Annotated in this window: 19 protein-coding genes; 17 read left to right on the top strand and 2 right to left on the bottom strand. The window is 62.3% G+C overall.

Translation table 11 applies throughout. The features are described 5' to 3' along the window. The first annotated feature begins 56 nt into the window (after positions 1–56). Complete coding sequence (locus BLT00_RS05635; protein ID WP_063321175.1) at positions 57–437, top strand: hypothetical protein; 381 nt, start codon at positions 57–59, stop codon at positions 435–437. A 9-nt stretch (positions 438–446) separates the two neighbouring features. On the opposite strand, the gene BLT00_RS05630 is transcribed toward BLT00_RS05635, so the two are convergent. Continuing rightward, positions 447–635: a hypothetical protein gene (locus tag BLT00_RS05630; RefSeq protein ID WP_003202135.1), complete on the bottom strand. Its 189-nt coding sequence runs from the start codon at positions 633–635 to the stop codon at positions 447–449. Positions 636–785: 150 nt separating this feature from the next. Here BLT00_RS05630 and BLT00_RS31790 point away from each other — a divergent pair, with 150 nt between their 5' ends. From BLT00_RS31790 to BLT00_RS05555, 16 genes are all read left to right on the top strand, one after another. Continuing rightward, positions 786–923, top strand: coding sequence for a hypothetical protein (locus BLT00_RS31790; RefSeq protein WP_175456207.1), 138 nt, complete (start codon positions 786–788; stop codon positions 921–923). Positions 924–1,152: 229 nt separating this feature from the next. Further along, positions 1,153–1,599 (top strand): DUF411 domain-containing protein, encoded by a 447-nt coding sequence (locus tag BLT00_RS05625; RefSeq protein ID WP_092143174.1) that lies wholly within the window; start codon positions 1,153–1,155, stop codon positions 1,597–1,599. Further along, a complete protein-coding gene (locus BLT00_RS05620) occupies positions 1,599–2,033 on the top strand; it encodes a YqaA family protein (RefSeq protein ID WP_092143171.1) in 435 nt (144 codons plus the stop codon). Before BLT00_RS05625 ends, BLT00_RS05620 begins: the two co-directional genes overlap by 1 nt. Before the next feature lie 85 nt (positions 2,034–2,118). Then, positions 2,119–3,150, top strand: coding sequence for an alpha/beta fold hydrolase (locus BLT00_RS05615; protein WP_092143169.1), 1,032 nt, complete (start codon positions 2,119–2,121; stop codon positions 3,148–3,150). 11 nt (positions 3,151–3,161) lie between these two features. After that, entirely contained in the window at positions 3,162–4,124 is a 963-nt protein-coding gene (locus tag BLT00_RS05610; protein WP_092143166.1) for a D-2-hydroxyacid dehydrogenase family protein, read from the top strand. A gap of 629 nt (positions 4,125–4,753) precedes the next feature. Next, the gene (glgA, locus tag BLT00_RS05605; protein WP_092143163.1) at positions 4,754–6,325 is read left to right on the top strand and encodes a glycogen synthase GlgA; all 1,572 of its coding nucleotides are present in this window, start codon (positions 4,754–4,756) and stop codon (positions 6,323–6,325) included. A gap of 7 nt (positions 6,326–6,332) precedes the next feature. Then, a complete protein-coding gene (treZ, locus tag BLT00_RS05600; RefSeq protein ID WP_072345971.1) occupies positions 6,333–8,135 on the top strand; it encodes a malto-oligosyltrehalose trehalohydrolase in 1,803 nt (600 codons plus the stop codon). Further along, positions 8,132–10,210: a 4-alpha-glucanotransferase gene (gene malQ / locus BLT00_RS05595; RefSeq protein ID WP_092143160.1), complete on the top strand. Its 2,079-nt coding sequence runs from the start codon at positions 8,132–8,134 to the stop codon at positions 10,208–10,210. Before treZ ends, malQ begins: the two co-directional genes overlap by 4 nt. After that, positions 10,207–12,993 (top strand): malto-oligosyltrehalose synthase, encoded by a 2,787-nt coding sequence (locus BLT00_RS05590; RefSeq protein WP_092143157.1) that lies wholly within the window; start codon positions 10,207–10,209, stop codon positions 12,991–12,993. Before malQ ends, BLT00_RS05590 begins: the two co-directional genes overlap by 4 nt. Positions 12,994–13,013: 20 nt before the next feature. Continuing rightward, positions 13,014–13,367 carry a DUF2934 domain-containing protein gene (locus BLT00_RS05585; RefSeq protein WP_092143154.1) on the top strand — a complete coding sequence of 118 codons (354 nt, stop codon included), beginning with the start codon at positions 13,014–13,016 and terminating at the stop codon, positions 13,365–13,367. A gap of 229 nt (positions 13,368–13,596) precedes the next feature. After that, a complete protein-coding gene (gene glgX, locus BLT00_RS05580; protein WP_092143151.1) occupies positions 13,597–15,756 on the top strand; it encodes a glycogen debranching protein GlgX in 2,160 nt (719 codons plus the stop codon). Between the two features lie 250 nt (positions 15,757–16,006). Continuing rightward, the gene (locus BLT00_RS05575) at positions 16,007–16,771 is read left to right on the top strand and encodes a PIG-L deacetylase family protein (RefSeq protein WP_092143148.1); all 765 of its coding nucleotides are present in this window, start codon (positions 16,007–16,009) and stop codon (positions 16,769–16,771) included. Between the two features lie 199 nt (positions 16,772–16,970). Further along, positions 16,971–17,735 carry an endonuclease/exonuclease/phosphatase family protein gene (locus tag BLT00_RS05570; RefSeq protein WP_219737683.1) on the top strand — a complete coding sequence of 255 codons (765 nt, stop codon included), beginning with the start codon at positions 16,971–16,973 and terminating at the stop codon, positions 17,733–17,735. Between the two features lie 387 nt (positions 17,736–18,122). Then, positions 18,123–20,582, top strand: a complete 2,460-nt coding sequence (locus tag BLT00_RS05565; RefSeq protein WP_092143145.1) for an autotransporter family protein — start codon at positions 18,123–18,125, stop codon at positions 20,580–20,582. 294 nt (positions 20,583–20,876) lie between these two features. Beyond that, complete coding sequence (locus BLT00_RS05560) at positions 20,877–21,791, top strand: autotransporter domain-containing protein (RefSeq protein WP_092143142.1); 915 nt, start codon at positions 20,877–20,879, stop codon at positions 21,789–21,791. Positions 21,792–21,987: 196 nt separating this feature from the next. Further along, positions 21,988–23,613: an NADP-dependent glyceraldehyde-3-phosphate dehydrogenase gene (locus BLT00_RS05555; RefSeq protein WP_092143139.1), complete on the top strand. Its 1,626-nt coding sequence runs from the start codon at positions 21,988–21,990 to the stop codon at positions 23,611–23,613. A 19-nt stretch (positions 23,614–23,632) separates the two neighbouring features. Here the strand turns inward: BLT00_RS05555 and BLT00_RS05550 are convergent, their stop codons facing one another. Further along, positions 23,633–24,526 (bottom strand): DMT family transporter, encoded by an 894-nt coding sequence (locus tag BLT00_RS05550; RefSeq protein WP_063321161.1) that lies wholly within the window; start codon positions 24,524–24,526, stop codon positions 23,633–23,635. Positions 24,527–24,590: the final 64 nt, after the last annotated feature.

Below are 24,590 nucleotides of genomic sequence, written 5' to 3'. Positions count from 1 at the left end.
CTATTACAGGAGAGTATCCGTGACCTTTTCTGATCAGGCTGGTAAGGAGTTTTTGCATGCGTAACGCGCAACTGCCCATGGAGGGCAAGCCAAGGGCGACCGGCGTCTCGCTGAGCGCCCCCCACCGTGTATTCGACAGGCCGGCAGAGCGAGGCGGCAATGACCACATCAGACGCTTGCTCAAGAGCTTCGGGCTCAGGACCAGCCTGATTCGTCTCAAAGTCATCGACGCGCTGCTCAAGGCCGCCCAGGAAAACCGCAGCCTGGGCGTGCGCGGGGTGCACAGCCAGTTATTGGGGCTGGACATTCCATTGTCCTTTCTCAGCGTGCGTGAGGTGTTGAAGCGCTTGTGCAGCGAGGGCGTCGTCACCCTCAACCCGGATAAAAGCTACCGCCTGCACCCCAGTGCGATGGCCGTGCTCAAGGCCGAGGAATGAAGCCGGCGCTCAGGACTTGACCTTGCGCCGCATCACGCCGTTGATCACCACCACGATGACCGCCACGGCGATGGCAATGTATTGAAACAGCTGCTCGCTGATCATGCCCTTGCCCTGCATCCACGACAGCCCCAGCATGATTGCCAGGACGACGAGGACGATCAGAATCGAGTATTTCAAACGTTGTGAATGAGTCATTACCAATTTCCTGAATGTATCCGCTCTGTGTCCGAAGGCTTGCCAAGTCCATACCGTATTGCGGGAATGGCGGGCTGCCAACGGGGTCCCATGGTACAGCCGAAGGAGCGTATTCGCGCAACCGCGGCGGTTAATCATGAGCAATTATGTATGTTTCGTCGTATCAGCCTATTGCTTGCCTTGTTGTTCACCCTGACCCTGAGTGGCTGCCTGTTTTTCCCCCACGACCGCAGTCATGGGGATCGACCTGATCACCGTGGCGGCCCGGGCTTCGACATGCCCCGCTAACTGTCTTTTTGGCGTGGGAGCAAGCTCCCTCGCCAACCTTATGCAACACTGGTTTTATCGCGCCTTGCCTTCCCCTGAAGCGGCGTCACCGCCATCACGAGCAAGCTCCCAAAGGACGTTATTCGCCCTTGCAACTGACAATTCTGTAATCCCCACTTCAGCCCACCGTCAGCTCGCGCTCGCTACTCTGTTATCCTCCCTCCAAACTGTTCGACACGAGACCTCCCTCATGGCCCATCCCCTGCACCTGCTCGCCTTGAGCGCCCTGTTCATGACCACCCTGGCCCAGGCCGCCGAACCAGTCACCATCGATGTACACCGCGATGCCAATTGCGGCTGCTGCAAAAAGTGGATCTCGCATCTGCAAGCAAACGGCTTCAAGGTCAACGACCATGTCGAAGCCGACATGAGTTCGGTCAAGCAGCGCCTGGGCGTGGCGCCGAACCTGCGTTCCTGCCACACCGCCGAGATCAACGGCAAATTCGTCGAAGGCCATGTCCCGGCCGACCAGGTACTGGCGCTGAGCAAGCGCGATGACCTGCTCGGTGTCGCCGCGCCGGGCATGCCCATGGGCTCGCCCGGCATGGAAATGGACGGTATGAGCGATGCCTACCAAGTCATCGGCTTGAAGAAAAACGGGACCCAAACCGTAGTGGCGGATTACCCGGCCCACTAATGGGCGAAGCCTATATCGGCTTGTTCCTGGCGGCTTTCGGCGCGGCAACCTTGTTGCCGTTGCAATCGGAGGCGGTGTTGGTCGGCTTGTTGCTCAGCGAGCGCCATCTGGCCTGGCTGTTGCTGGCCGTTGCCACGCTCGGCAATGTCCTCGGCTCACTGGTGAACTGGTGGCTGGGCACGCGGCTGGAGCACTTCAAGAATCGGCGCTGGTTTCCGGTCAGCCCGGCCCACCTGGACAAGGCTCGCGTGCATTACCAACGCTTCGGCCACTGGTCACTGCTGCTCAGCTGGCTGCCGATCATCGGTGATCCGTTGACCTTGGTGGCCGGGGTGATGGGCGAACCGTGGCGGCGTTTCCTGCTGCTCGTGAGCCTTGCCAAGGGCCTGCGCTATGGCGTTCTCGCCCTGGCGACACTGGGATGGATGGACTGAACGTTCGGGCTGTTCGGTTGCCTGTGGTTAATGTCGCCATAATCGGGTCGCGCCAGGATCGGCGGCGGCCACAAGGAGATTGACCATGCCCCGTACCCCCGCGCGCTGGTTGCCCAGCCTGTTCCTCACCGCCGCCCTGCCCCTGTTCGCCCTGGCCGCCACCCCACCCGAAGGCCCGGCCTACGGAGCGCAGTTGGAGGGCTTCGAATACCCCTACACCCTCAAGCGCTTCGCCTTCCAGTCCCAGGGCCAGTCGTTGCAGATGGGCTATATGGACGTGCCGGCCCAAGGCAAGGTCAATGGCCGCACAGTGGTACTGATGCACGGCAAGAATTTCTGCGCCGCCACCTGGGGCGATTCGATCAAGGTGCTCAGCGAAGCCGGCTACCGGGTCATCGCGGCGGACCAGGTCGGTTTCTGCACATCGAGTAAACCCGAGCATTACCAGTACAGCTTCCAGCAACTGGCGAGCAACACCCAGGCCTTGCTCAAGGCCCTCGGCGTACAGAAAGCCGTCATCCTCGGTCACTCCACCGGCGGCATGCTCGCCACCCGCTACGCCTTGCAGTTTCCCGACGAGGTCGAACGCCTGGCGATGGTCAACCCCATTGGCCTGGAAGACTGGAAAGCCTTGGGCGTACCCTATCGCACCGTGGACCAATGGTACGCGCGGGAGCTGAAAGTCAACGCCGAGGGTATTCGCAACTACGAGCGCACGACCTATTACGCAGGCCGCTGGAAACCTGAGTTCGAGCGCTGGGTAGACATGCTCGCCGGCTTGAACAAGGGCCCGGGTCATACGCAAGTGGCGTGGAACTCGGCGCTGATCTACGACATGATCTTCACCCAACCGGTCTATTACGAGTTCAAGGACTTGACGGTACCCACCCTGCTGCTGATCGGCACCTCGGACACCACCGCCATCGGCAGCGATATCGCGCCGCCGGCGGTCAAGGCCAAGCTGGGCCACTACGAGGTATTGGGCAAGCAAGCCGCCCGGCTGATTCCCAGCTCGACGCTGGTGGAGTTCCCCAATCTGGGGCATGCCCCGCAGATGGAGGAGCCGGATCGGTTCCACAAGGCCCTGTTGAGCTGGCTGGACAAACCCATTCCCTGACGAGGTGTTCCATGGCGGTGCAAATAGCAGTCATAGACGATTGGCAAGATGTGGCACGCGACGTTGTGGACTGGTCGGTGCTGGACAGCGTCGGCCAGGTGACGTTTCTCCATGACTATCCCGCTGACCGCGACACCCTCGCCGAGCGCTTGCAGCGCTTCGAGGTGATCTGCGTGATGCGTGAACGCACATTGTTCGACGAAGGCCTGCTGCGTCGCTTGCCCAATCTGAAGCTGTTGCTCACGGGCGGCATGCGCAATGCCGCCCTGGACCTGAAGGCTGCCGCTGAGCTGGGTATCCAGGTATGCGGCACCGACAGCTACAAGCACGCCACGCCTGAATTGACCTGGGCGCTGATCATGGCCCTGACCCGCAACCTGATGCAGGAAGCCAACGCCCTGCGCGCCGGCCTGTGGCAGCAAGGCTTGGGCGGCGACCTGCACGGCAAGACGCTGGCGATCCTCGGCCTGGGCAGCATCGGTACACGGGTGGCGCAGTTTGGCCAGGTGTTTGGCATGCGGGTCATCGCCTGGAGCCAGAACCTCAGCGCCGAGCGCGCCGCCGAAGTGGGCGTGACGTATGTGAGCAAACAGGCATTGTTCGAGCAGGCCGATATTCTTTCGATCCACCTGGTGCTCGGCGAACGCACCCGCGGCCTGGTGGATGCCCAGGCCCTGGCCTGGATGAAACCCGAGGCGCTGCTGGTCAACACCTCCCGCGGGCCGATCGTCGATGAAACCGCCCTGATCAACGCGCTGCAGCACAAGCGCCTGGCCGGCGCCGCCCTGGACGTATTCGCCCAGGAACCTTTGCCCGCCGCCCATCCGTTCCGAACCCTGGATAACGTACTGGCCACGCCGCATGTGGGCTATGTCAGCCGACAGAATTACCAGCGGTTCTATTCGCTGATGATCGAAGACCTGCTGGCCTGGGCGGCGGGCCAGCCGATCCGGTTACTGACGCCAGCAGGCTGAACCTAGAGCATCAACACACCTTCCCTTGTGGGAGCGAGCTTGCTCGCGATAGCGGCGGATCAGTTGCAAGTTCGGTGACTGGCACACTGCTATCGCGAGCTCGCTCCCACAGGAGACATTGTGTTTTATTGGCCATTAAAACGCCTCTATACCACCCGCCCTCCAATGGTGCACCCCGCCATTCCATCGCGCACGCCGATGAAACAACGCCGTTCCCATACACCCCTCTGGTTTCAGAAAACTGCACTTCGTCGGTGCGTATCCCCCTTTGTCATGTAAGAGATTGCCGACAAAAACCGTGATTGTCGGACAATGCGACGAACCGAGCCGCACCGCTCTACGTTCTGACCTAGACTGCCTAACCGGGGGGAAAACCAACCGGTCATCCAGACGAAAAAAAGTCGAAACTTTTCGCAACGGCGACAGGTCAGGTTAGAGGTAGGGCAACCGCGACTGGTGCAGTCCTTGCACTAGTCATTGCAACAGCTCCTTCAGCTGATTCGCTTCGCCGCATTGGGTAGCCGTTCGCTTTCCTTGCGTAGCGCTTGTGCGCCTGGCCGCAGGATTTGGCCAATGAAACAACAGCTCTGGCGCTTGCCGGAAACAGATCGAGAAAATGGGAGATATTTATGATCAGTGCTGCCTTGGAACCACAACAAGTTCGTTCTCAATTACCGCCCGCGGCCGAATCGCCAACGGCACCGGTGCTGGCCACCGGCGGCAAGGCACTGCTCCCCGTCGTTCGACAGAATCCCAACCGCAAGAAAGTATTATTCGTTACCTCGGAAATCGCCGACCTGGTAAAGACCGGCGGCCTGGGCGACGTCTCCTCCGCACTGCCCCGGGCCATGGCCGGGCTGCATGATGTCCGGGTGCTGATCCCCGGTTATCCGCAAGTGATGAACAGCGGCAATCCGATCCACATCATCGGCGAACTGGGCGGTCACGCAGCACTGCCGCCCTGCAAGATCGGGCGCATGGACATGGCCGACGGCCTGGTGATCTACGTCCTGATCTGCCCGGAACTCTTTGCCCGCGAAGGCTCCCCCTACGGAGCCAACAACGGTCGCGACTGGCCCGACAACCACATTCGCTTCGCTCGCCTGGGCCTGGCCGCGGCCGACATTGCCGCCAACCTCGCGCAGATCCATTGGTGCCCGGACCTGGTCCACGCCCACGACTGGCCAGCCGGGCTGGCGCCGGCCTATATGCACTGGCGCGGGCAACGCACCCCGACCCTGTTTACCATTCACAACCTGGCCTACCAGGGCGTGGTCAGCCTGGCGTCCTGCCCGGAACTGGGCATCCCCGAGCACGCCCTGCAACAGGAAGGCATGGAGTTCTACGGCAAACTGTCGTTTCTCAAGGCCGGGATGGCGTACTCCAGCCATATCACCACCGTCAGTGCCACCTACGCCCAGGAGATCACCACCCCGGCGTTTGGCTGCGGGCTCGACGGTTTCCTCGCTGCCAAGACCCAACAAGGCTTGCTCAGCGGCATTCCCAACGGTATCGATGAAAGCTGGGACTCGGCCACCGACACCCACCTGTTCCGTCAGTTCGCCATGGGCGACTGGGAAGGCAAGGCGGTCAATGCCTCCCATGTGCGCGAACTCTTTGGCCTCGACGACTCCACTGGCCCGCTGTTCGCCGTGGTTTCGCGCCTGGTCTACCAGAAAGGCCTGGACCTGACCGAAGCGGTCGCCGAGTTCATCGTCGAGTCCGGCGGCCAGATCGCCATCATCGGCCGTGGCGAACCGGAGGAAGAACAGGCCATGCGTGAACTGGCCCTGCGTTTCCCCGGACGCATCGGTGTGCGTATCGGCTTCAACGAAACCGATGCGCGGCGGATGTTCGCCGGCAGCGACTTCCTGCTCATGCCGTCGCGCTACGAGCCCTGCGGCTTGAGCCAGATGTACGCCCAGCGCTTCGGCTCGCTGCCGGTGGCGCGCAATACCGGAGGGTTGGCGGACACCATCGAAGATGGCATCACCGGTTTCCTGTTCGATGAGTCCACCGCGGAAAGCTACAAACAGGCCTTGAGCCGGGCCTTCAAGGTCTTCGAGTTCCCCGACCTGCTCAACGCCATGCGCTGCCGGGCCATGTCGGCGCCGTTCAACTGGTGCAAGGCCGTGGAACCCTATGCCGAACTCTACGAACAGCTGGTGGCTAAGTCACTGGGAAAATCGGCCAGACAATGAGGTAACAATGACGTCAAGGACGCCTGAGACATGGACCCACGGGGCGGTCATGCTGGATGAAGAGCACACCCGCTTCGCCCTCTGGGCCCCGGATGCATTTTTTGTCAGTGTCGAGCTCGACACTGGAGATTCAATACCGCTACTGCCCCAAGCCGACGGCTGGTTCATGATCCAGACCCGTTGCCCCGCCGGCACCCGCTACCGCTACAACATCGATGGCGAGCTGGAGGTGCCGGACCCGGCCTCGCGCGCCCAGGCCGGCGACATCGACCGCCACAGCGTGGTGGTCGACCCGCATGCCTACTCATGGCGACACACCCAATGGTCCGGTCGCCCCTGGCACGAAGCCGTCATCTACGAATTGCACGTGGGCGCCCTGGGTGGTTTCGACGGCGTCGAACAGCATCTGGCACGCCTGGCCGGGCTGGGCATCACCGCCATCGAGCTGATGCCGTTGGCGCAGTTTCCCGGTGATCGCAACTGGGGCTACGACGGCGTCCTGCCCTACGCGCCCCAGGCCTCCTACGGCACGCCCGAACAGCTCAAGCACCTGATCGACAGCGCCCACGGCCATGGGCTGTCCGTCATCCTGGATGTGGTCTACAACCACTTCGGCCCCGACGGCAACTACCTGCACCGCTATGCCAAGGGCTTCTTCCGTGAAGACAAGCACACGCCCTGGGGCGCGGCGATTGATTTCCGCCGCCGCGAAGTGCGGGACTTCTTTATCGACAATGCGCTCATGTGGCTGCTGGAGTACCGTTTCGACGGCCTGCGCCTGGACGCGATACACGCCATTGAAGACCCGGACTTTCTCCAGGAACTGGCGACCCGGGTGCGCGAGCAGGTGGACCCGATCCGGCATGTCTGGCTGACCGTGGAAAACGAACACAACCAGGCCCACCTGCTGGAGCATGTCTACGACGCCCAGTGGAACGACGACGGACACAATGCCCTGCACGTGCTGCTGACTGGTGAGACCGACGCCTACTACGCCGACTATGCCGAGCAGCCGACCGAACAACTGGCACGTTGCCTGAGCCAGGGCTTCGTCTTCCAAGGCCATCTCAATCGCCATGGCGAAGCCCGGGGCGAGCCCAGCGGCCACCTGCCGCCGAGCGCGTTCGTGCTGTTCCTGCAGAACCATGACCAGATCGGCAACCGTGCCCTGGGCGAACGCCTGCATCAGCTCGCCGCGCCCCAGGCCCTGCAAGCAGCGACAGTCTTGTTGCTGTTATCACCGATGATTCCGCTGCTGTTCATGGGCGACGAGGTGGCGGCCGAACAACCGTTCCTGTTCTTTACCAGCCACCACGGCGAGCTGGCAGAGCAGGTGCGCGAAGGCCGACGCAACGAGTTCAAGGCCTTCACCGCCTTTGCCGATCCACAGAAGCGCGAACGCATTCCCGACCCCAACGCCGCCAGCACCTTCGAGGCGTCACGCCCAAGCCTGGAATCGCAAGGCCCGGAGCAACAGGCCAACGAGGCGCTGTATCGGCAACTGCTGAAAATCCGCCGTGAAGAGATCGTCCCGCGCCTGCCCGGTGCCCAGGCCCTGGGGACCGATGTGCTGGGCCATGGCGCCATCAGCGCACGCTGGCGGTTGGGCGATGGCAGCGTGTTGCGCATCGACTTCAACCTCGGCGACCAGCCCGTCGAACACAATGCCCCGGAAGAGGCACGCATTCTTTTCGAACATCCGCAGCAGGTCATGGGTCTGTTGCAACAGGGCGTCCTTGCGCCCTACAGCGCGCTGGTCAGTCTGACGCAGGCGACAACCTTGCCCAACATCACTGGAGAGCGCCTATGAGCGATGCGCAACTGGAAATCCTCGCCAGCCGAGCGGGCCTGGCGGTGGATTGGATCGATGCCAATGGCCGGGCCCAGAAAGTCTCGCCGGCGGTCTTGCGTTCGGTCCTCAGCGGCCTGGGCCATCCGGCCGGCAGCGCCCAGGAAATCGACGCCAGCCTGCTGCAGTTGCAGGAAGCTCAACAGAACCATCAATTGCCACCGCTGATCACCGCCGACGTCGGGGTCAGCCTGGACTTGAGCCGCTACTTCGAGGCCGGGACACCCTGCGAAATCAAACTCGAAGAGGGTGCGACACTGAATTTGAACCTCGATGCCGATGCCAAGCTGCCGGGGATGGTCCCGGTGGGTTATCAGCATGTCAGCATCCAGGACCAGCATTTCACCCTGGCCGTCGCGCCGGCCCGCTGCTACAGCGTGGCCGATGCAGTGGACGACCCGACGCCCCGGGCCTGGGGCCTGAGCGCGCAACTGTATGCCCTGCGCCGCCCCGGTGACGGTGGCTTCGGTGACACCCAGGCCTTGGAGGAGCTGGCGCGGGTGGCCGGCGAGCGCGGCGCCGAGGCCATTGCCATCAGCCCGATGCACGCGATGTTCAGCAGCGACACCGGGCGCTACAGCCCCTACTCACCGTCGAGCCGACTGTTTTTCAACAGCCTTTACGCCGCGCCGGGCACCATCCTTGGTGAACGTGCGCTGCGCACCGCCATCGACGCCACTGGCTTGACCAATCAACTGCGCACCCTGGAAGAGCAGCCGCTGATCGACTGGCCGGTCGCCGCCCAGGCCAAACAGAAAATCCTGCGTGCCCTGTACGACGGCTTCAGCCAGGGTGAGCATCCGTTGCATGAGGACTTCAGCAGTTTCCGCCACACCAGCGGCGAAGCCCTGGAAAACCATTGCCGCTTCGAGGCCTTGCAGGCCGAACGCGCCGCCCGGGGGGAAAGCCTCGACTGGCGCCACTGGCCAGAAGAATGGCGCGACCCGCGCAGCCCCGCCCTGGCCCATTTCGCCGAGGAAAATGCCGATGAGATCGGCTTCTACGCTTTTTGCCAATGGTTGATCGCACGCTGCCTGGAGCGCGCCCAGAGCGCAGCCAGATCCAGCGGCATGGGCATCGGTCTGATCGCCGACCTGGCGGTGGGTGCCGATGGCGGTGGCAGCCAGGCCTGGAGCCGGCAGGACGAACTGCTCGCCTCGCTGACTGTGGGCGCCCCGCCGGACATTCTCAACCGCTCCGGCCAAGGTTGGGGCATCTCGGCATTTTCCCCGGAAGGCCTGGTGCGCAACGGCTTTCGCGCCTTCATTGAAATGCTGCGGGCCAACCTTGCCCATGCCGGAGGCTTGCGCATCGATCATGTCATGGGCTTGCAACGACTGTGGGTGATCCCTAACGACGCTCCACCTTGCGATGGCGCCTACCTGTATTACCCGGTAGACGACCTGCTGCGTCTATTGGCACTGGAATCCCATCGTCATCAGGCTATCGTGCTCGGCGAAGACCTCGGTACCGTGCCCGATGGCCTGCGGGACAAGCTCAGCGCCCGCTCGATCCTGGGCATGCGCGTGCTGTTGTTCGAACAGGACAACACCCACTTCAAGCCAATTCTCGACTGGCCGGACAATGCCCTGGCCACCACCAGCACCCACGACTTGCCGACGCTCAATGGCTGGTGGCACGGTCACGACATCGACTGGAACGCCCGGCTCGACCTGATCGATTCCCACACCGAAATGGACTGGCGCAAACACCGCGAGCGCGAACGCGAAGGCCTGCGCCACGTGCTGAACCAGGACCCGCAGAACTTTCGCGAAGAACACCGCGAGACCGACCAGGTGCTCGATGCCAGCGTGCGCTTCCTCGGTCACACCCGCGCACCGCTGGTGTTGTTGCCGCTCGAAGACGCCCTGGGGATCGAGGAGCAGGCCAACCTGCCGGGCACCATCGACACCCACCCCAATTGGCGCCGCCGCCTGTCCGGGCAAAGCCAGGCGTTGCTGGATCACCCGGACGCTGCCCGGCGTCTGGAAATACTCGCCTGTGCCAGGCTTCAGGCGAACGAGCGTGACCGATGAAACAGACGTTGATCCAACCCCTGCGGGCAACATTGCGCCTGCAGTTTCATAAAGGCTTTACCCTGGACGACGCCATCCCCCAGGTGCCGTACTTCGCCTCGCTGGGCATCAGCCACCTGTATGCCTCGCCGCTGCTCAAGGCTCGCGCCGGGTCCATGCACGGCTACGACGTCGTCGACCCGACCCTGGTCAACCCTGAACTGGGTGGCGAAGCCGCGCTCAAGCGCCTGGTCGCGACCTTGCGCGAACATCGTATGGGGCTGATCCTCGACATCGTGTCCAATCACATGGCCGTCGGCGGCAACGACAACCCCTGGTGGCTGGACTTGCTGGAATGGGGGCGCCTGAGCCCCTACGGTGAGTTCTTCGACATCCAGTGGCATTCCCCCGATCCACTGATGGAAGGCCAATTGCTGCTGCCGTTCTTGGGCAGCGACTACGGCGTGGCGTTGCAGGAAGGCACCTTGCAACTGCACTTCGATGCCAGCCAAGGCAGCTTCTACGTCGAGCACTACGAACACCGCTTCCCGATTTGCCCGATGCACTACGGCGAACTGCTCAAACCCAGCGAAACCTTGCCCGCCGAGCAAACCGAATCGCTCAAGGCCCTGGCCGAGCGCTTCACCACGCTGAATTACCAGACCGATGCCCATACCCTCGCCCGCCCGTTGCAAAAAGAATTGCAGGACTTGGCGGCGCAAGAGGGCATCCTCGCCGCCATCAAGGACAACCTGGACGGCTACGACTCTACTCAACCCGAAGGCTTCGAGCGCCTGCACCAACTGCTCGAGCGCCAGAGCTACCGGCTCGCCAGCTGGCGCACGGCGGCGGACGACATCAATTGGCGGCGCTTTTTCGATGTCAACGAGCTGGGTGGGCTGCGGGTCGAGCGTCCGGCGGTATTCGAGGCGACCCATGCCAAGATTTTCCAATTGATCGGCGAAGGCCTGGTGGACGGCCTGCGGATCGATCACATCGACGGCCTTGCCGACCCTCGCGGTTACTGCCGCAAATTGCGCAGGCGCGTCGATTCGCTGTCGCCGACCCGGCACCTGCCGATTTTCGTCGAGAAGATCCTCGGCGATGGCGAGACGTTGCGGCAGGACTGGAACATCGACGGCAGCACCGGCTACGAGTTCATGAACCAGGTCTCACTGCTGCAGCATGACCCGGCCGGTGCCGCCCCCCTCGCCGAATTCTGGAGCCGGAACAGTGAGCGGCCAGCGCACTTCATCGAAGAAGCCCGCCTGGCCCGCCAGCAGATTCTCAATGGCTCCCTGGCCGGAGACTTCGAAAGCGTCGCCCAGGCCTTGCTGCAAGTGGCCCGTGACGATGTGATGACCCGCGACCTGACCCTGGGCGCAATTCGGCGGGCCTTGCAGGAACTGATCGTGCACTTTCCGGTGTATCGCACCTACATCACACCCCTGGGGCGCTCGGCCGAAGACGAGGTCTTCTTCAACCATGCCCTGGAAGGCGCCCGGCAAACCCTGAGCGAAGCTGACTGGCCGGTGATCGATTGCCTGGCCGGCTGGCTCGGTGGGATGCCCTGGCGGCAACGTCCGCGCGGCAACCAGCGTAAACGCCTGCGCCATGCCTGCGTGCGTTTCCAGCAACTGACCTCGCCGGCCGCCGCCAAAGCGGTGGAGGACACCGCGCTCTATCGCTCGGCGGTGCTGTTGTCACGCAATGACGTGGGCTATGACACCGAGCGCTTCAGCGCCCCGCCTCAGGTGTTCCACCACGCCTGCCTCGATCGACTCGAACATTTCCCCGACAACCTGATCACCACCGCCACCCACGACCACAAGCGCGGCGAAGACACCCGCGCCAGGCTGGCCGTGCTCAGCGAACGCGCCGATTGGTACACCGCCTGCGTGGAGCAATGGCGCATCCTCTCGCCTTCGCTGCACAGTGACCCGGCGGCGCCCTCGGCCGGGGATGAACTGATTCTGTACCAGGCCCTGCTCGGCAGTTGGCCGTTGGACCTCGACCTCCAGGACCACAAAGCCCTGGCCGCCTACAACGAGCGCCTGTGGCAATGGCAACGCAAGGCCCTGCGCGAAGCCAAGCTGCAAAGCAGCTGGGCGGCGGTCAACGACGCTTATGAGCAAGCCACCCAGATGTTCCTCGAACGGTTACTGCTGGGCGATGAGGGGTTGCCCTTGCGCAGCGCCATCGCCGAGGCGGTCCAGGCCATCGCCCCGGCGGGCGCCCTCAACAGTCTGGCGCAAACTTTGCTGCGCATGACCGTACCCGGCGTACCGGACCTGTACCAAGGCAACGAGTTCTGGGATTTCAGCCTGGTGGACCCGGATAACCGCCGTCCGGTGGATTTCCAGACACGCCGCGAGGCGTTAGGGGCCGACAGCACGCCAGCCGCGTTGATTCGCGATTGGCGTGACGGCCGGATCAAACAGGCATTGATCGCCAGGACACTGGCCGTGCGAGCCGAGTATCCGCTGCTATGGCGCCAGGGTCGCTACCAGCCGCTGGAAGTGCTCGGCGAGCAAGCGGAGCGAGTATTGGCCTTCATGCGTGAAGACTCGCAACAACGGGCGATCATTGTTGTACCTGTCCATGCGGCGCCGTTGCTGGAAAACAGTGCCACGCCGCTGGTGGCTGCGTCGGATTGGGGCGATACCCGTGTGTCGTTACCGTTCGCCGCCGGGGATGAAAAACTGAAGGGACTTTTTTCAAGCACAACAGTCACACCCCAAAGGGAGCTGCTGATCAGCACCGCTCTGGGGAATTTCCCGGTCAATGTCTTTATCCAACCTTGAGTTGAATCAGGAGCACTGCGATGAGTACCGACGATAAACGCATTCGCGAATTCGCCTATCAGATCTGGGAGTCCGAGGGTAAGCCCGCCGGGCAGGAGAAACGCCACTGGGAGATGGCGCGCAAACTGGCCGAAGCCGAAGCGCTGGCGCCGAGCAAGCCACCCAAGGCGGCGAGCAAATCCGCGGCCAGCAAAACCGATGGCGCCAAGCCTGCTGCCGCCAAAAGCGCCACGGCCAAGACTGCCGCAAAAAACACGTCCCCCAAGGCCAAGCCTGCGGCCAAACCCTCCGCAGCGACTGCAGCAGTAGTGCCACCCGCCAACAAAACAGCGGACAAGAAGCCCCGGGCACCGCGCAAGCCGCCGGCTGTTTGATTGATCCTATCGGTCTCCTCGTCAGATGGGAGCAACGCCTGCTCGCGAAACAGGCGCCTCGATTCCAGCAGGCGCGCATTGCTGCATCGCGGGCAAGCCTTGCTCCCACAGAGAAACAACTGTTGTCCCGCATAGCGGGGACAAATCCCCTCGTCACAGGTGAAGGGTGGAACCACCCACCCCAAGTGAACCGCATCGCTGAATCTGTCTGTCTTTTGCAGGAGCAACTATGACCCGTCCAAAAAAAAACACGCCGCCGCCCGTGATCGAGGCTTCGCGGATTCGTGAAGGGCTGCCTTTTCCACTGGGTGCAACCTGGGATGGCCTCGGGGTCAATTTCGCGCTGTTTTCAGCCAATGCCACCAAGGTCGAACTGTGCATTTTCGACGATGCCGGCGAAGTCGAACTCGAACGCATCGAGCTGCCGGAGTACACCGACGAGATTTACCACGGTTATTTGCCAGATGCCCACCCGGGCTTGATCTATGGCTACCGGGTCTACGGCCCATACGACCCGGCGAACGGCCACCGTTTCAACCCCAACAAGTTGCTGATCGACCCGTATGCCAAGCAACTGGTCGGCCAGTTGAAGTGGTCGGAAGCCCTCTTCGGCTACACCATCGGCCATCCCGATGGCGACCTCAGTTTCGATGAGCGCGACAGCGCCCCGTTCGTCCCCAAGTGCAAAGTCATCGACCCTGCGCACACCTGGGGCCACGACCATCGCGTCAGCGTCCCCTGGGACAAGACCATCCTGTATGAGACCCACGTGCGCGGCCTCACCATGCGTCACCCGTCGGTGCCCGAGAACCTGCGTGGTACGTTCGCCGGGCTGATGGTCGATGATGTGCTGGAGCATATCCGCAAGCTGGGTGTCTCTTCGGTGGAACTGCTGCCCATCCATGCCTTCGTCAATGACCAGCACCTGCTGCACAAAGGCATGACCAACTACTGGGGTTACAACAGCATCGCCTTCTTTGCCCCGGACCCACGTTACCTGGCCAGCGGCAAGATCGCCGAGTTCAAGGAGATGGTCGCCCACCTGCACGAGGCCAACCTGGAAGTCATCCTCGACGTGGTCTACAACCACACCGCCGAAGGCAACGAACAGGGGCCCACCCTGTCCATGCGCGGCATCGATAACGCCTCCTACTACCGGCTGATGCCCGACGACAAACGCTACTACATCAACGATTCCGGCACCGGTAATACCCTGGACCTGAGCCATCCTTGCGTTCTGCAGATGGTCACCGACTCCCTGCGCTATTGGGCCACGGAGATGCACGTCGATGGCTTCCGCTTCGACCTGGCGACCATTCTGGGCCGCTACCATGACGGCTTCGATGAGCGCCACAGCTTCCTTGTGGCCTGCCGCCAGGACCCGGTGCTGCGCCAGGTGAAAATGATCGCCGAGCCTTGGGACTGCGGCCCCGGGGGCTACCAGGTGGGACGCTTCCCGCCGGGCTGGGTCGAATGGAACGACAAGTTCCGCGACACGGTGCGGGCCTTCTGGAAGGGCGACGACGGCCAGCTTGCCGATTTCGCCAGCCGAATGACGGCCTCGGGCGAGATGTTCAACCAGCGTGGTCGGCGTCCGTACGCCTCGGTGAACTTCGTCACCGCCCATGACGGTTTCACCTTGCATGACCTGGTGTCGTACAACGACAAGCACAACGAGGCCAACGACGAGAACAACCAGGATGGCAGCAATAACAACCTGTCCTGGAACCATGGCGTCGAAGGGCCGACGGACGATCCAGAGATCAACGCGCTGCGTCATCGGCAGATGCGCAACTTCTTCGCCACCCTGCTGCTGGCCCAAGGCACGCCGATGATCGTCGCCGGCGACGAATTCGCCCGTACCCAGCACGGCAATAACAACGCCTATTGCCAGGACAGCGAGATCGGTTGGATCAATTGGGACCTGAGCGAGGATGGCGCGACGCTGCTCAAGTTCGTCAAGCGCCTGATCAAGTTGCGCCTGACCTATCCGATCCTGCGACGCGGGCGGTTCCTGGTGGGTAACTACAACGAGGACATCGGCGTCAAGGACGTGACCTGGCTGGCCCCGGACGGCAGCGAAATGACCATTGAACAATGGCAGGACAGCCATGGTCGCTGCCTCGGCATGCTGATGGACGGCCGCGCCCAGGAGACCGGCATTCGACGCAAGGCCGGCGATGCAACGCTGCTACTGGTGGTCAACGCCCACCATGACATCGTCAACTTCCGCTTGCCGGAAGTCCCCGAGGGCAGTTTCTGGACCTGCATGGTCGACACCAACCAGCCGACCGTTCGAGGACAAGAGCGCTTCGATTTCGATTCCGAATATTCCGTCACCGGGCGCTCGCTGCTGCTGTTTGAGCTGCAACGCGAAGAAGAGGAATGAAGTACCGGTTGTAAACCGCCAGAGAGACCGCAAGGACGCGGTTTTTCGCTGCACACAGCCCAGTTTTAAGAAAAAAGTGCAGTTCAGACACACATCTCGCAAGACGAATCGGCCGACATGGTCAATACTTCACATGCGGTAGTCTCCAGGATTCGGAGCGCTGTGAATCGCAGCCATACCCACGCGGGCGTCATCGGACAGTAGGCCCGGTAGATGGCTGAAAGATTGAATACACACAAGGATGTCTCTCATGAAACCCGCCTCTCGCTTGCCCGGCCGGCAGCATCCGCAAATCTGGAACAGCGCTGCGCAACTGGCCGATATCCCGATTATCAGTACCCAGACGCTCATTCCCGCCGGCGCCCGCGCGGTCGTCCTCTCCCCGCATCCGGGTGATGAGATCGGTGCCTGTGGCGGATTGCTGCAGTTGCTGAACAATCTTGATCAGCCCATGTTGCTGATCTCGGTCTCCGATGGAGCCCTGATCCATCCCGGTTCACCGTTGTGGACCGATGAGCGCCTGCGTACACACCGCCCTCACCCGCAGGAAAGCGTGGACGCCCTGCATCGCCTGGGCATAGCAGCCCATGGCCTGCAATGGGTACGCGGTGGCTTCCCGGAAAAGGCCTTGACCGAACACGAGGCCGAGCTCACCGACTTCATTGCACGTCATCTGCGCCCCGGTGACGTGGTGTTCAGCACCTGGCGCCAGGATGGCGACAGCGACCACGAGACCGTCGGGCGCGCCGGGGCCCTGGCCGCCGACAGGATCGGGGTGGCGTTCAACGAACTACCGGTATGGGCCTGGCACTGGCCGGTCCGTGAGCAAAATAAGATCCCCTGGCACCGGGCCCGTAAACTGCGCCTGGATGTCTGGACTACCGCCCGCAAGCGTCACGCCATGTACGCTTACGTCAGCCAACTCAACGGCGAACCGGCGAGCGGCATCGCCCCGCTGGTGCCCCGGGTTATCCTGGATCGGATGGGTATGCCGTATGAGATTGTCTTCATCTGAACACGTGCCTGTAGGAACTGGGCTTGTTCGTGATGGTGGTGGTTCGGATACACCGCTATCGCGAGCGAGCTCGCGATAGCGCTCGGCAAGGACACGAAAAATCCGGAACTGCCGACGCCTTGGGTCAGTCGCATGAACAGGTACGTCTGATTCAGGAGGGAACGTGACTCAAGATCCCGATTGGCGGGCCGTCGAACCAATGCCATCGGAGCTGCCTGCGGCGGTTCATCGGCTGCGAATCCTGACGGTCAATACCCACAAGGGTTTCACCGCCCTCAACCGTCGCTTCATCCTGCCCGAATTGCGCGAAGCGGTGCGCAGTACCGGCGCCGACCTGGTGTTCCTGCAAGAGGTGCTGGGCGAACATGACCGACACGCGTCACGCTACGACAACTGGCCCCAGACATCCCAGTACGAATTCCTCGCCGACAGCATGTGGAGCGACTTCGCCTACGGCCGCAATGCCGTCTACCCCGATGGCCACCATGGCAACGCCCTGCTCTCCAAATACCCGATCCGCCAGTTTCGCAATCTCGATGTGTCCATCACCGGCCCGGAGCGGCGCGGGTTGTTGCACTGTGTGCTGGATGTGCCCGGGCACGCCGCTGTCCATGGGATCTGCGTGCACTTGAGTCTTCTGGAAAGCCATCGCCAATTGCAGCTCAAACTGCTCTGCCAACTGCTCGATTCGCTGCCCGAGGACGCCCCGGTGATCATTGCCGGCGACTTCAATGACTGGCAGCTGCGTGGCAACCTCGCCCTCGCCCGCCGTGGCTATCTGCATGAAGCCTTCGAGCACCACCATGGTCGCCCCGCCAGGACCTATCCAGCCCGCTTCCCGCTGTTACGCCTGGACCGTATTTATCTGCGCAACGCCAGCAGCCATGCCCCGCAAATCCTGGGCAACAAACCGTGGACGCACCTGAGCGATCACCTGCCGCTTTCGGTGGAAGTGCATTTGTAGAGCGTAATGCTGTTCACTTAAGAAAATGATGGACCTGTGGCGAGGGAGCTTGCTCCCGCTCGGCTGCGAAGCAGTCGTAAACCGGCGGGTGCGGTGTGTCTGATGCTGCGCATTTGGCAGGTTCAGGGGCCGCTTCGCAGCCCAGCGGGAGCAAGCTCCCTCGCCACGGGTTTGTCGATGGCCTTAAGTGAACGGGATTAATTTGTAGAGCGGGCCTTTTCTGCTCTTTCTGCCCGCGGACCTGTAAGTTCTGACAGTAGCGACGCTGGTTTTTCATTGCTAGGGTGCCATTCCATACAGCGAGCGTTGCCAGGCCCTGTGTGCCATCTGTTGTGCAACCGATGCTGAAACCGGCATTTACGAGATGCCGATGCAGAGGGATAGCACATGATTCGGCACGATAGAGGATTCAATCGGCTGTTCAACGCTGTGTGGATATCAGCCCCCTTCCTGTTACCCGTCCCGGCCACCATGGCCGCTTGCACGCTGACGCCAACCGCAGGCGATGACGCTTATGTCTGCGACAGCGGCACCAGCCCCGGGCTGACGGACCTTTCGGGTAACAACAGCCTGACCATGCCCGCCAACGGCAGTGGTGTCATTAGCGGCGACGTCACATTCGGTGCCGGCGTCGACCGCATCGTGATCAATGCCAACGGCTTGATTGACGGTGATGTCCAGCAAGGCTCCGGCGTGGACGACTTCATCATGAATGGCGGCAGGATCCTGTCCCTGGCACAAGGTGACGGTCTCGATACGTTCTTGATGACCGGCGGCACCATCGTCGACGCGTTCGAAGACGGCGACGTTGCGCAGATGACCGGCGGCACGATCGGCCGGGTCGACATGAAGCTCGATGACAACGTTTTCGATATGTCAGGCGGGCAGATCATTGGCAACCTGGTGACCGGTTTCGGCCAGGACACCATCATCCTCTCCGCCGGACGCATCGGCGGCAATGTCAGCGTCAGCGGCGGCAACGACAGCATTACCGTCAGCGGCGGCGAAATCCTCGGCGAGGTCCGGGCCAGTGCCGGCGACGACCAGTTGCAGTGGAGCGGTGGCCTCATTCACTCGGCTATTTTGATGGGTGACGGCAGCGACACGGCGCTGTTGAGCAACCTCGATGAGACCGGGCTGAGCATCACCCCCAGCGTGAATGGCGGATTGGGCCAAGACGTCCTGACCTTTGAAGGCAGCACCTCCAGCACCGGCGCCCGTTACCTCAACTGGGAAACGGTCAACCTCACCCAAGGCTCGCAACTGGACCTTGATGACACGCTGACGTTGGGTGACAGCGCCACCGGCACAGGGACGCTCAACATCGAGAGCGGCAGCACGCTGACGGCGACCCAAGGCGTTGTCGCCCCTTTTACTGCCGGTCAACTGGCGACGCTCAACAATGCCGGCACGATAGACCTTACCCAGGGCAACACCCGCACCATCGATACCCTCACCGTCCAGGGTAACTACGTCGGCGACAACGGCCAGTTGCACGTGCAAACGGCAATCGGCGCCGATGGCTCCGCCAGCGACAAGCTGGTGGTCAACGGCGGGACGCTCACCGGCAATACCGCCATCACAGTCACGAACCTGGGCGGCACGGGCGCACTGACGACTCAGGATGGCATTGAAGTGGTCCAGGCCCAGGGAGGCGCGGTCAGTAGCATCGATGCCTTTTCTCTGGCGCAATCCGTCTCGGCCGGCGCGTTCGATTACCGCCTGTTCAAAGGCGGCGTGACGGGTAATCAAAACAACTGGTACCTGCGCTCCACCGTGGTCGCCGGACCGGTAGCGGCGCCCATCCCGACGGCGCCCCCCGCGCCGGGCGCGCCCCCCGTCCCGACGCTACCGCCCTTGCCAACCGCAGTGCCCGGCGCGGCCCCCATCCCGTTGTATCGCCCGGAAGTGCCGACCTGGTCGGTGCTGCCTCCGGCGGCGGCGCAATTGACGTTGATGGCCCTCGGTACGTTCCATGACCGCCAGGGTGACCAGCGCCTGCTCACGGAAACCGGCGCGTTCGGCGCGGGTTGGGGTCGGGTCTATGGCGTAGACCTGGATAAAACCTGGGCCGGTACGGTGACGCCGCAGTTCGATGGGTCGATCAAAGGGTTCCAGGTGGGCAACGACCTATACAGTTCGCTTCTGTCCGGCGGCCAGACCCAGCGCATTGGCTTCTTCGTCGGGCACACGGAATTGAACGGCAATGTCAAAGGCTTCAACCTGGGTTTCGAAGGCCGACACGCCGGCAAGATAGAACTCGACGGCGACAGCTACGGGCTCTACTGGACGCTCACCGACCCCAACGGCGGCTACGTCGACACCGTGGTGATGGGCACGCGATTGAACGGCGACAACCGTTCCGAGCGCGGCCTGAAAATCGACAATCGCGGGCACGCCTTGACCGCTTCGGCGGAGACCGGCTACCCCTTCAAGGTGACCGCTGACTGGGACTTTGAACCCCAGGCCCAGATCATCTACCAAAAGGTCTCCCTGGATACGCAAAACGATGGGGTCTCCAAGGTCGAATTCGATTCCGACGGTGCCTGGACCGGCCGCCTCGGTGCGCGCCTCAAGGGCCGCTACCAGGTCAGCGGCATGCCCGTGGAGCCGTACCTGCGCGCCAACCTCTGGCATACGTTTTCCGGCACCGACTCGGTGATATTCGACGACACCGAACGGGTCGAGACCCAACAGCGCGCCTCCACCGGCGACCTCGGGATTGGCGTCACCGTGAGCCTGGCGCCCAGCGTCGCCATGTACGCTGGCGCGAACTATAGCCAAAACCTCGACAGCAACCAGCAACACAGTGTCATGGGCAACGTCGGTTTTCGGATCAGTTGGTAGGCAGGGTCTACGACAGAGGTTTGACGCCCGAATACCCACCACAATAACCAATTGAAATCAGCGCTTTATTAGCGCTGATTTCATCTTGCCATTCATCGTTCATTTTCTTGACGCGCCGCCATCGGTCTTCTTGACTACACCGTACTACCCCCGGAAATACAGTCAGGGGCAGGCCTCTGGAACCCGCCAACACGGGCCGCCAGAGGCTTGCCTCAATCCATTCGGTCGCCCCTCATTCGGGGTAGGAGAGACGCCAAAAAGCGAGAAACGCATGCGATTGCAAGGCAGGCCCCCATGAAAACTTCCCTCCGTCCACAAGCGCTCACCACCACTTTCCATACCGTCTCGACATCGTTGCTGCTGCTTTCATCCATGGAGGTCCAGGCCTGGCCTGCCGAAGAGACCGTGCAGCCTTGGTACGACCGAACATCATCCATCCACCTCGATACCGCACTGGTTGGAAGTGAGCCTGCTTCCGGCAAAAGCCCCGCCCTGTTCACAGTGCGAAACGGCGACGGTCATACCCAGCGCATGGGACTGATCAGTGGGCAACAGCAGATCACTTCAACCGGCGGCGGCCTGTTGGTGATGCCCGCGCTGGCCGACCCGGACAAAGATGCCGTCAACCTGAAAGGTTCGAGCCTCGGCGCCTACTGGAGCCTGACCGGCCCCGCGGGCTGGCACGTCGACCTGAGCGCCAGCGGCGGCCGGATCAATGGCTACAGCCGCACCGAACAAGGCCAGCGCCAGGCCACCGAAGGCCATGCGGTGACGCTGTCGGTCGAAGGTGGCTTCCCTATTGGCATCAGCACCCACTGGGTGGTCGAACCCCAGGCGCAACTGATCAACCAGCGCATCACCCTCGATACGCCGAATGCCGAGAGCGGCACCGGCGATGAACTGAGCAGTTGGAGCGGCCGCGTTGGCGCACGCCTCAAGGGTAACTACCAGGTCAACGGCCTCGGTGTGGAGCCTTACCTGCGAACCAACCTGTGGCACACCGTCCAGGACGCCAGCACGGTGTCCCTGGACAAGGTCGACAAGATCAGCAGCAGCCGAAAATCCTCCACCGTCGAAGTCGGCCTGGGCCTAGTCGCCCGGGTCACGCCGGCGGTCAGCCTGTATGTCAGCGCCGATTACAGCAGTGACGTCGACGACAACGACCTCAATGGCATCATTACCAGCATGGGCGTGCGGATGCGCTGGTGAGTCGTTGATAACGCCCACCGCTTTCCAAGGCTGGGCCTGTGGGAGCTGTCGAGCGAAGCGAGGCGGCTCCTGCATAAGTCCGGCACAAGCAAACTGCCGCCACTTAAAAAACACCTCCATTAAGGCGTATAACGCTAAAAGCGATTTATACCTGCAAGCCGTCTGCCCTGGCTCATTTCATTGATGGAGTAACGACATGACCACCGTCCCCTTCCTCGCCAACCTTTTTCCCAGCGCCACCGACATCCCACCGGCCTACCGCCTCGAAGGCCGGATCGAACAGCGTGAATACCTGGTCGACGGCGTCCTGGAAACCTGGCAAGGGCCACTGGCCGTCGTCCGCAGCCCCGTTTACCTGACGGGTGAGCTGGGCGATGAACAAGTGATTCTCGGCAGCACGCCGCTGCTGGATGCCGAGACCGCCCTCACCGCCCTGGATGCTGCCGTGCGGGCTTACGATCGCGGCCAGGGCCAGTGGCCGACGATGCGCGTTGCCGAGCGCATCCGCCATGTGGAAACCTTCCTGGCACGCATGCGCGAGCAACGCGAGGCCGTGGTCAAGTTGCTGATGTGGGAGATCGGCAAGAATCTCAAGGACTCCCAGAAGGAGTTCGACCGCACCTGCGACTACATCGTCGACACCATCAACGCCCTCAAGGAGCTGGACCGGCGCTCCAGCCGCTTCGAGCTGGAACAGGACACCCTCGGGCAGATCCGACGCGTGCCCCTGGGCGTGGCCTTGTGCATGGGCCCCTATAACTACCCGCTGAACGAAACCTTCACCACGCTGATCCCGGCCTTGATCATGGGCAACACCGTGGTGTTCAAGCCGGCCAAGCTCGGCGTCCTGCTGGTGCGGCCGTTGCTGGAAGCTTTCCGCGACAGCTTCCCGGCGGGCGTGATCAACGTGATCTACGGCAGCGGCCGCGAAACGGTCAGCGCGCTGATGGCCAGCGGCAAGATCGACATCTTCGCCTTTATCGGCACCAACAAAGCGGCCAGTGACCTGAAGAAGCTCCATCCACGGCCACACCGCTTGCGCGCCGCCCTGGGGCTGGATGCGAAGAACCCTGGCCTGGTGCTGCCGGACGTCGACCTGGACAACGCGGTCAACGAGGCGCTGACCGGCTCGCTGTCATTCAACGGCCAGCGCTGCACGGCGCTGAAAATTCTGTTTGTCCATGAGGATGTGGCGCCGGCGTTCATCGAGAAGTTCAACGCCAGGCTCGCCACCCTGAAACCTGGCATGCCCTGGGAGGACGGTGTGGCGCTGACGCCGCTGCCTGAAGCGAGCAAAGTCGATTACTTGCATTCGCTGGTCGCCGATGCACTCGCCAAAGGTGCAGAAGTGAAGAATGCCCATGGCGGCGAGTCGCGAAGCTCGTTTTTCTACCCCGCGGTGCTGTACCCAGTGAACACAGCGATGCGGGTCTACCACGAGGAACAGTTCGGTCCGGTCGTGCCCATCGTGCCGTACCGCGACCTCAATACCGTCATCGATTACGTACTGGAGTCCGACTTCGGCCAGCAGCTCAGCATTTTCGGCACCAACCCGGCACAAGTCGGCAAGCTGGTGGACACCTTCGCCAACCAGGTCGGACGCATCAACATCAACGCCCAGTGCCAACGTGGCCCGGACACGTTCCCGTTCAATGGCCGGAAGAATTCGGCCGAGGGTACCTTGTCGGTCCACGATGCACTGCGCACCTTTTCCATCCGCACGCTGGTGGCAACCAAGTTCCAGGAGAACAACAAGGCGTTGATCAGCGACATCATCCGTGAGCGCGATTCCAACTTCCTGACCACTGACTACATCTTCTGATCCACGCCCGAACGGTGGGCTACGACAGGACTGGGCGCCGCGACTTGATGCCCCAGCCCTGTTGCATGCCGGCAGCCGCCAGCAGGATCGCCGCCACGCCCAACCATTGCAGCGGCTCCAGGCGATGGCCAAAGGCGAACCAGTCGACGAAGATCGCTGCGATCGGGTAGATGAACGACAGTGCACCGGTCAACGCGGTCGGCAAGCGTTGTATGGCGCTGTACAGCAACACATACATCACGCCGGTGTGCACCATGCCCAGGGTCAGCAGGCTGGCCCAGGCTTCGGTTTGCTGCGGCAACGCCGAGAAGTTCGCCCAGGGCGCCAACAGCAACACGCCGGTGCTAACCTGGATCAGCGCGATCAGATGCGGCGGCGTGCCGGTCAGGCGCTTGATGATCAACGCCGCGATGGCGTACAGCAACGCAGCCCCCAGCGCCAAGGCAATGCCCAGCAGATAATCATCGCCACCCTGCCCTTGCTCGCCATGGGCACTGACGATGGCCAGCATTCCGAGAAACGACACCGCCAGCCAGAACAGTTTCTGCGCGGTGATTTTTTCCCCCAGAAACAGCGCCGCCAACCCCACCAACATGAACGGCTGGACGTTGTACACCGCCGTGCCGATGGCAATCGAGGCGCGGGAATAGGAGGCAAACAACAATACCCAGTTGCCGACGATCGCCACACCGCTGAGTACCGCCAGCAGGAAAGTGGTACGGGTGAGGATGCCGGGGCGCAAAAAGCCGAAACCGGCGCAGATCAGCAGCAAGGTCACGGCGCCGAACACGCAGCGCCAGAACACCACATCCAGCACCGGCAGGCCGGAAACCAGCACGAACCAACCAATGGTTCCGGAGATCAACATGGCGGCAGTCATTTCCAGCGAACCGCGGCGTAAGGTCTTGTCCATCTTCAGGCTCCTTCAGCAAGTGGGCACAGTATGCCGAGCCGTCGGGGGGCTTCTCCATGGTTTG

This window comes from Pseudomonas sp. NFACC51, from assembly GCF_900103575.1.
Lineage (GTDB): Bacteria > Pseudomonadota > Gammaproteobacteria > Pseudomonadales > Pseudomonadaceae > Aquipseudomonas > Aquipseudomonas fluorescens_Q.
Note: the sequence above shows the minus strand (reverse complement) of the source record. Positions and strands in the feature narration are given on the sequence as shown.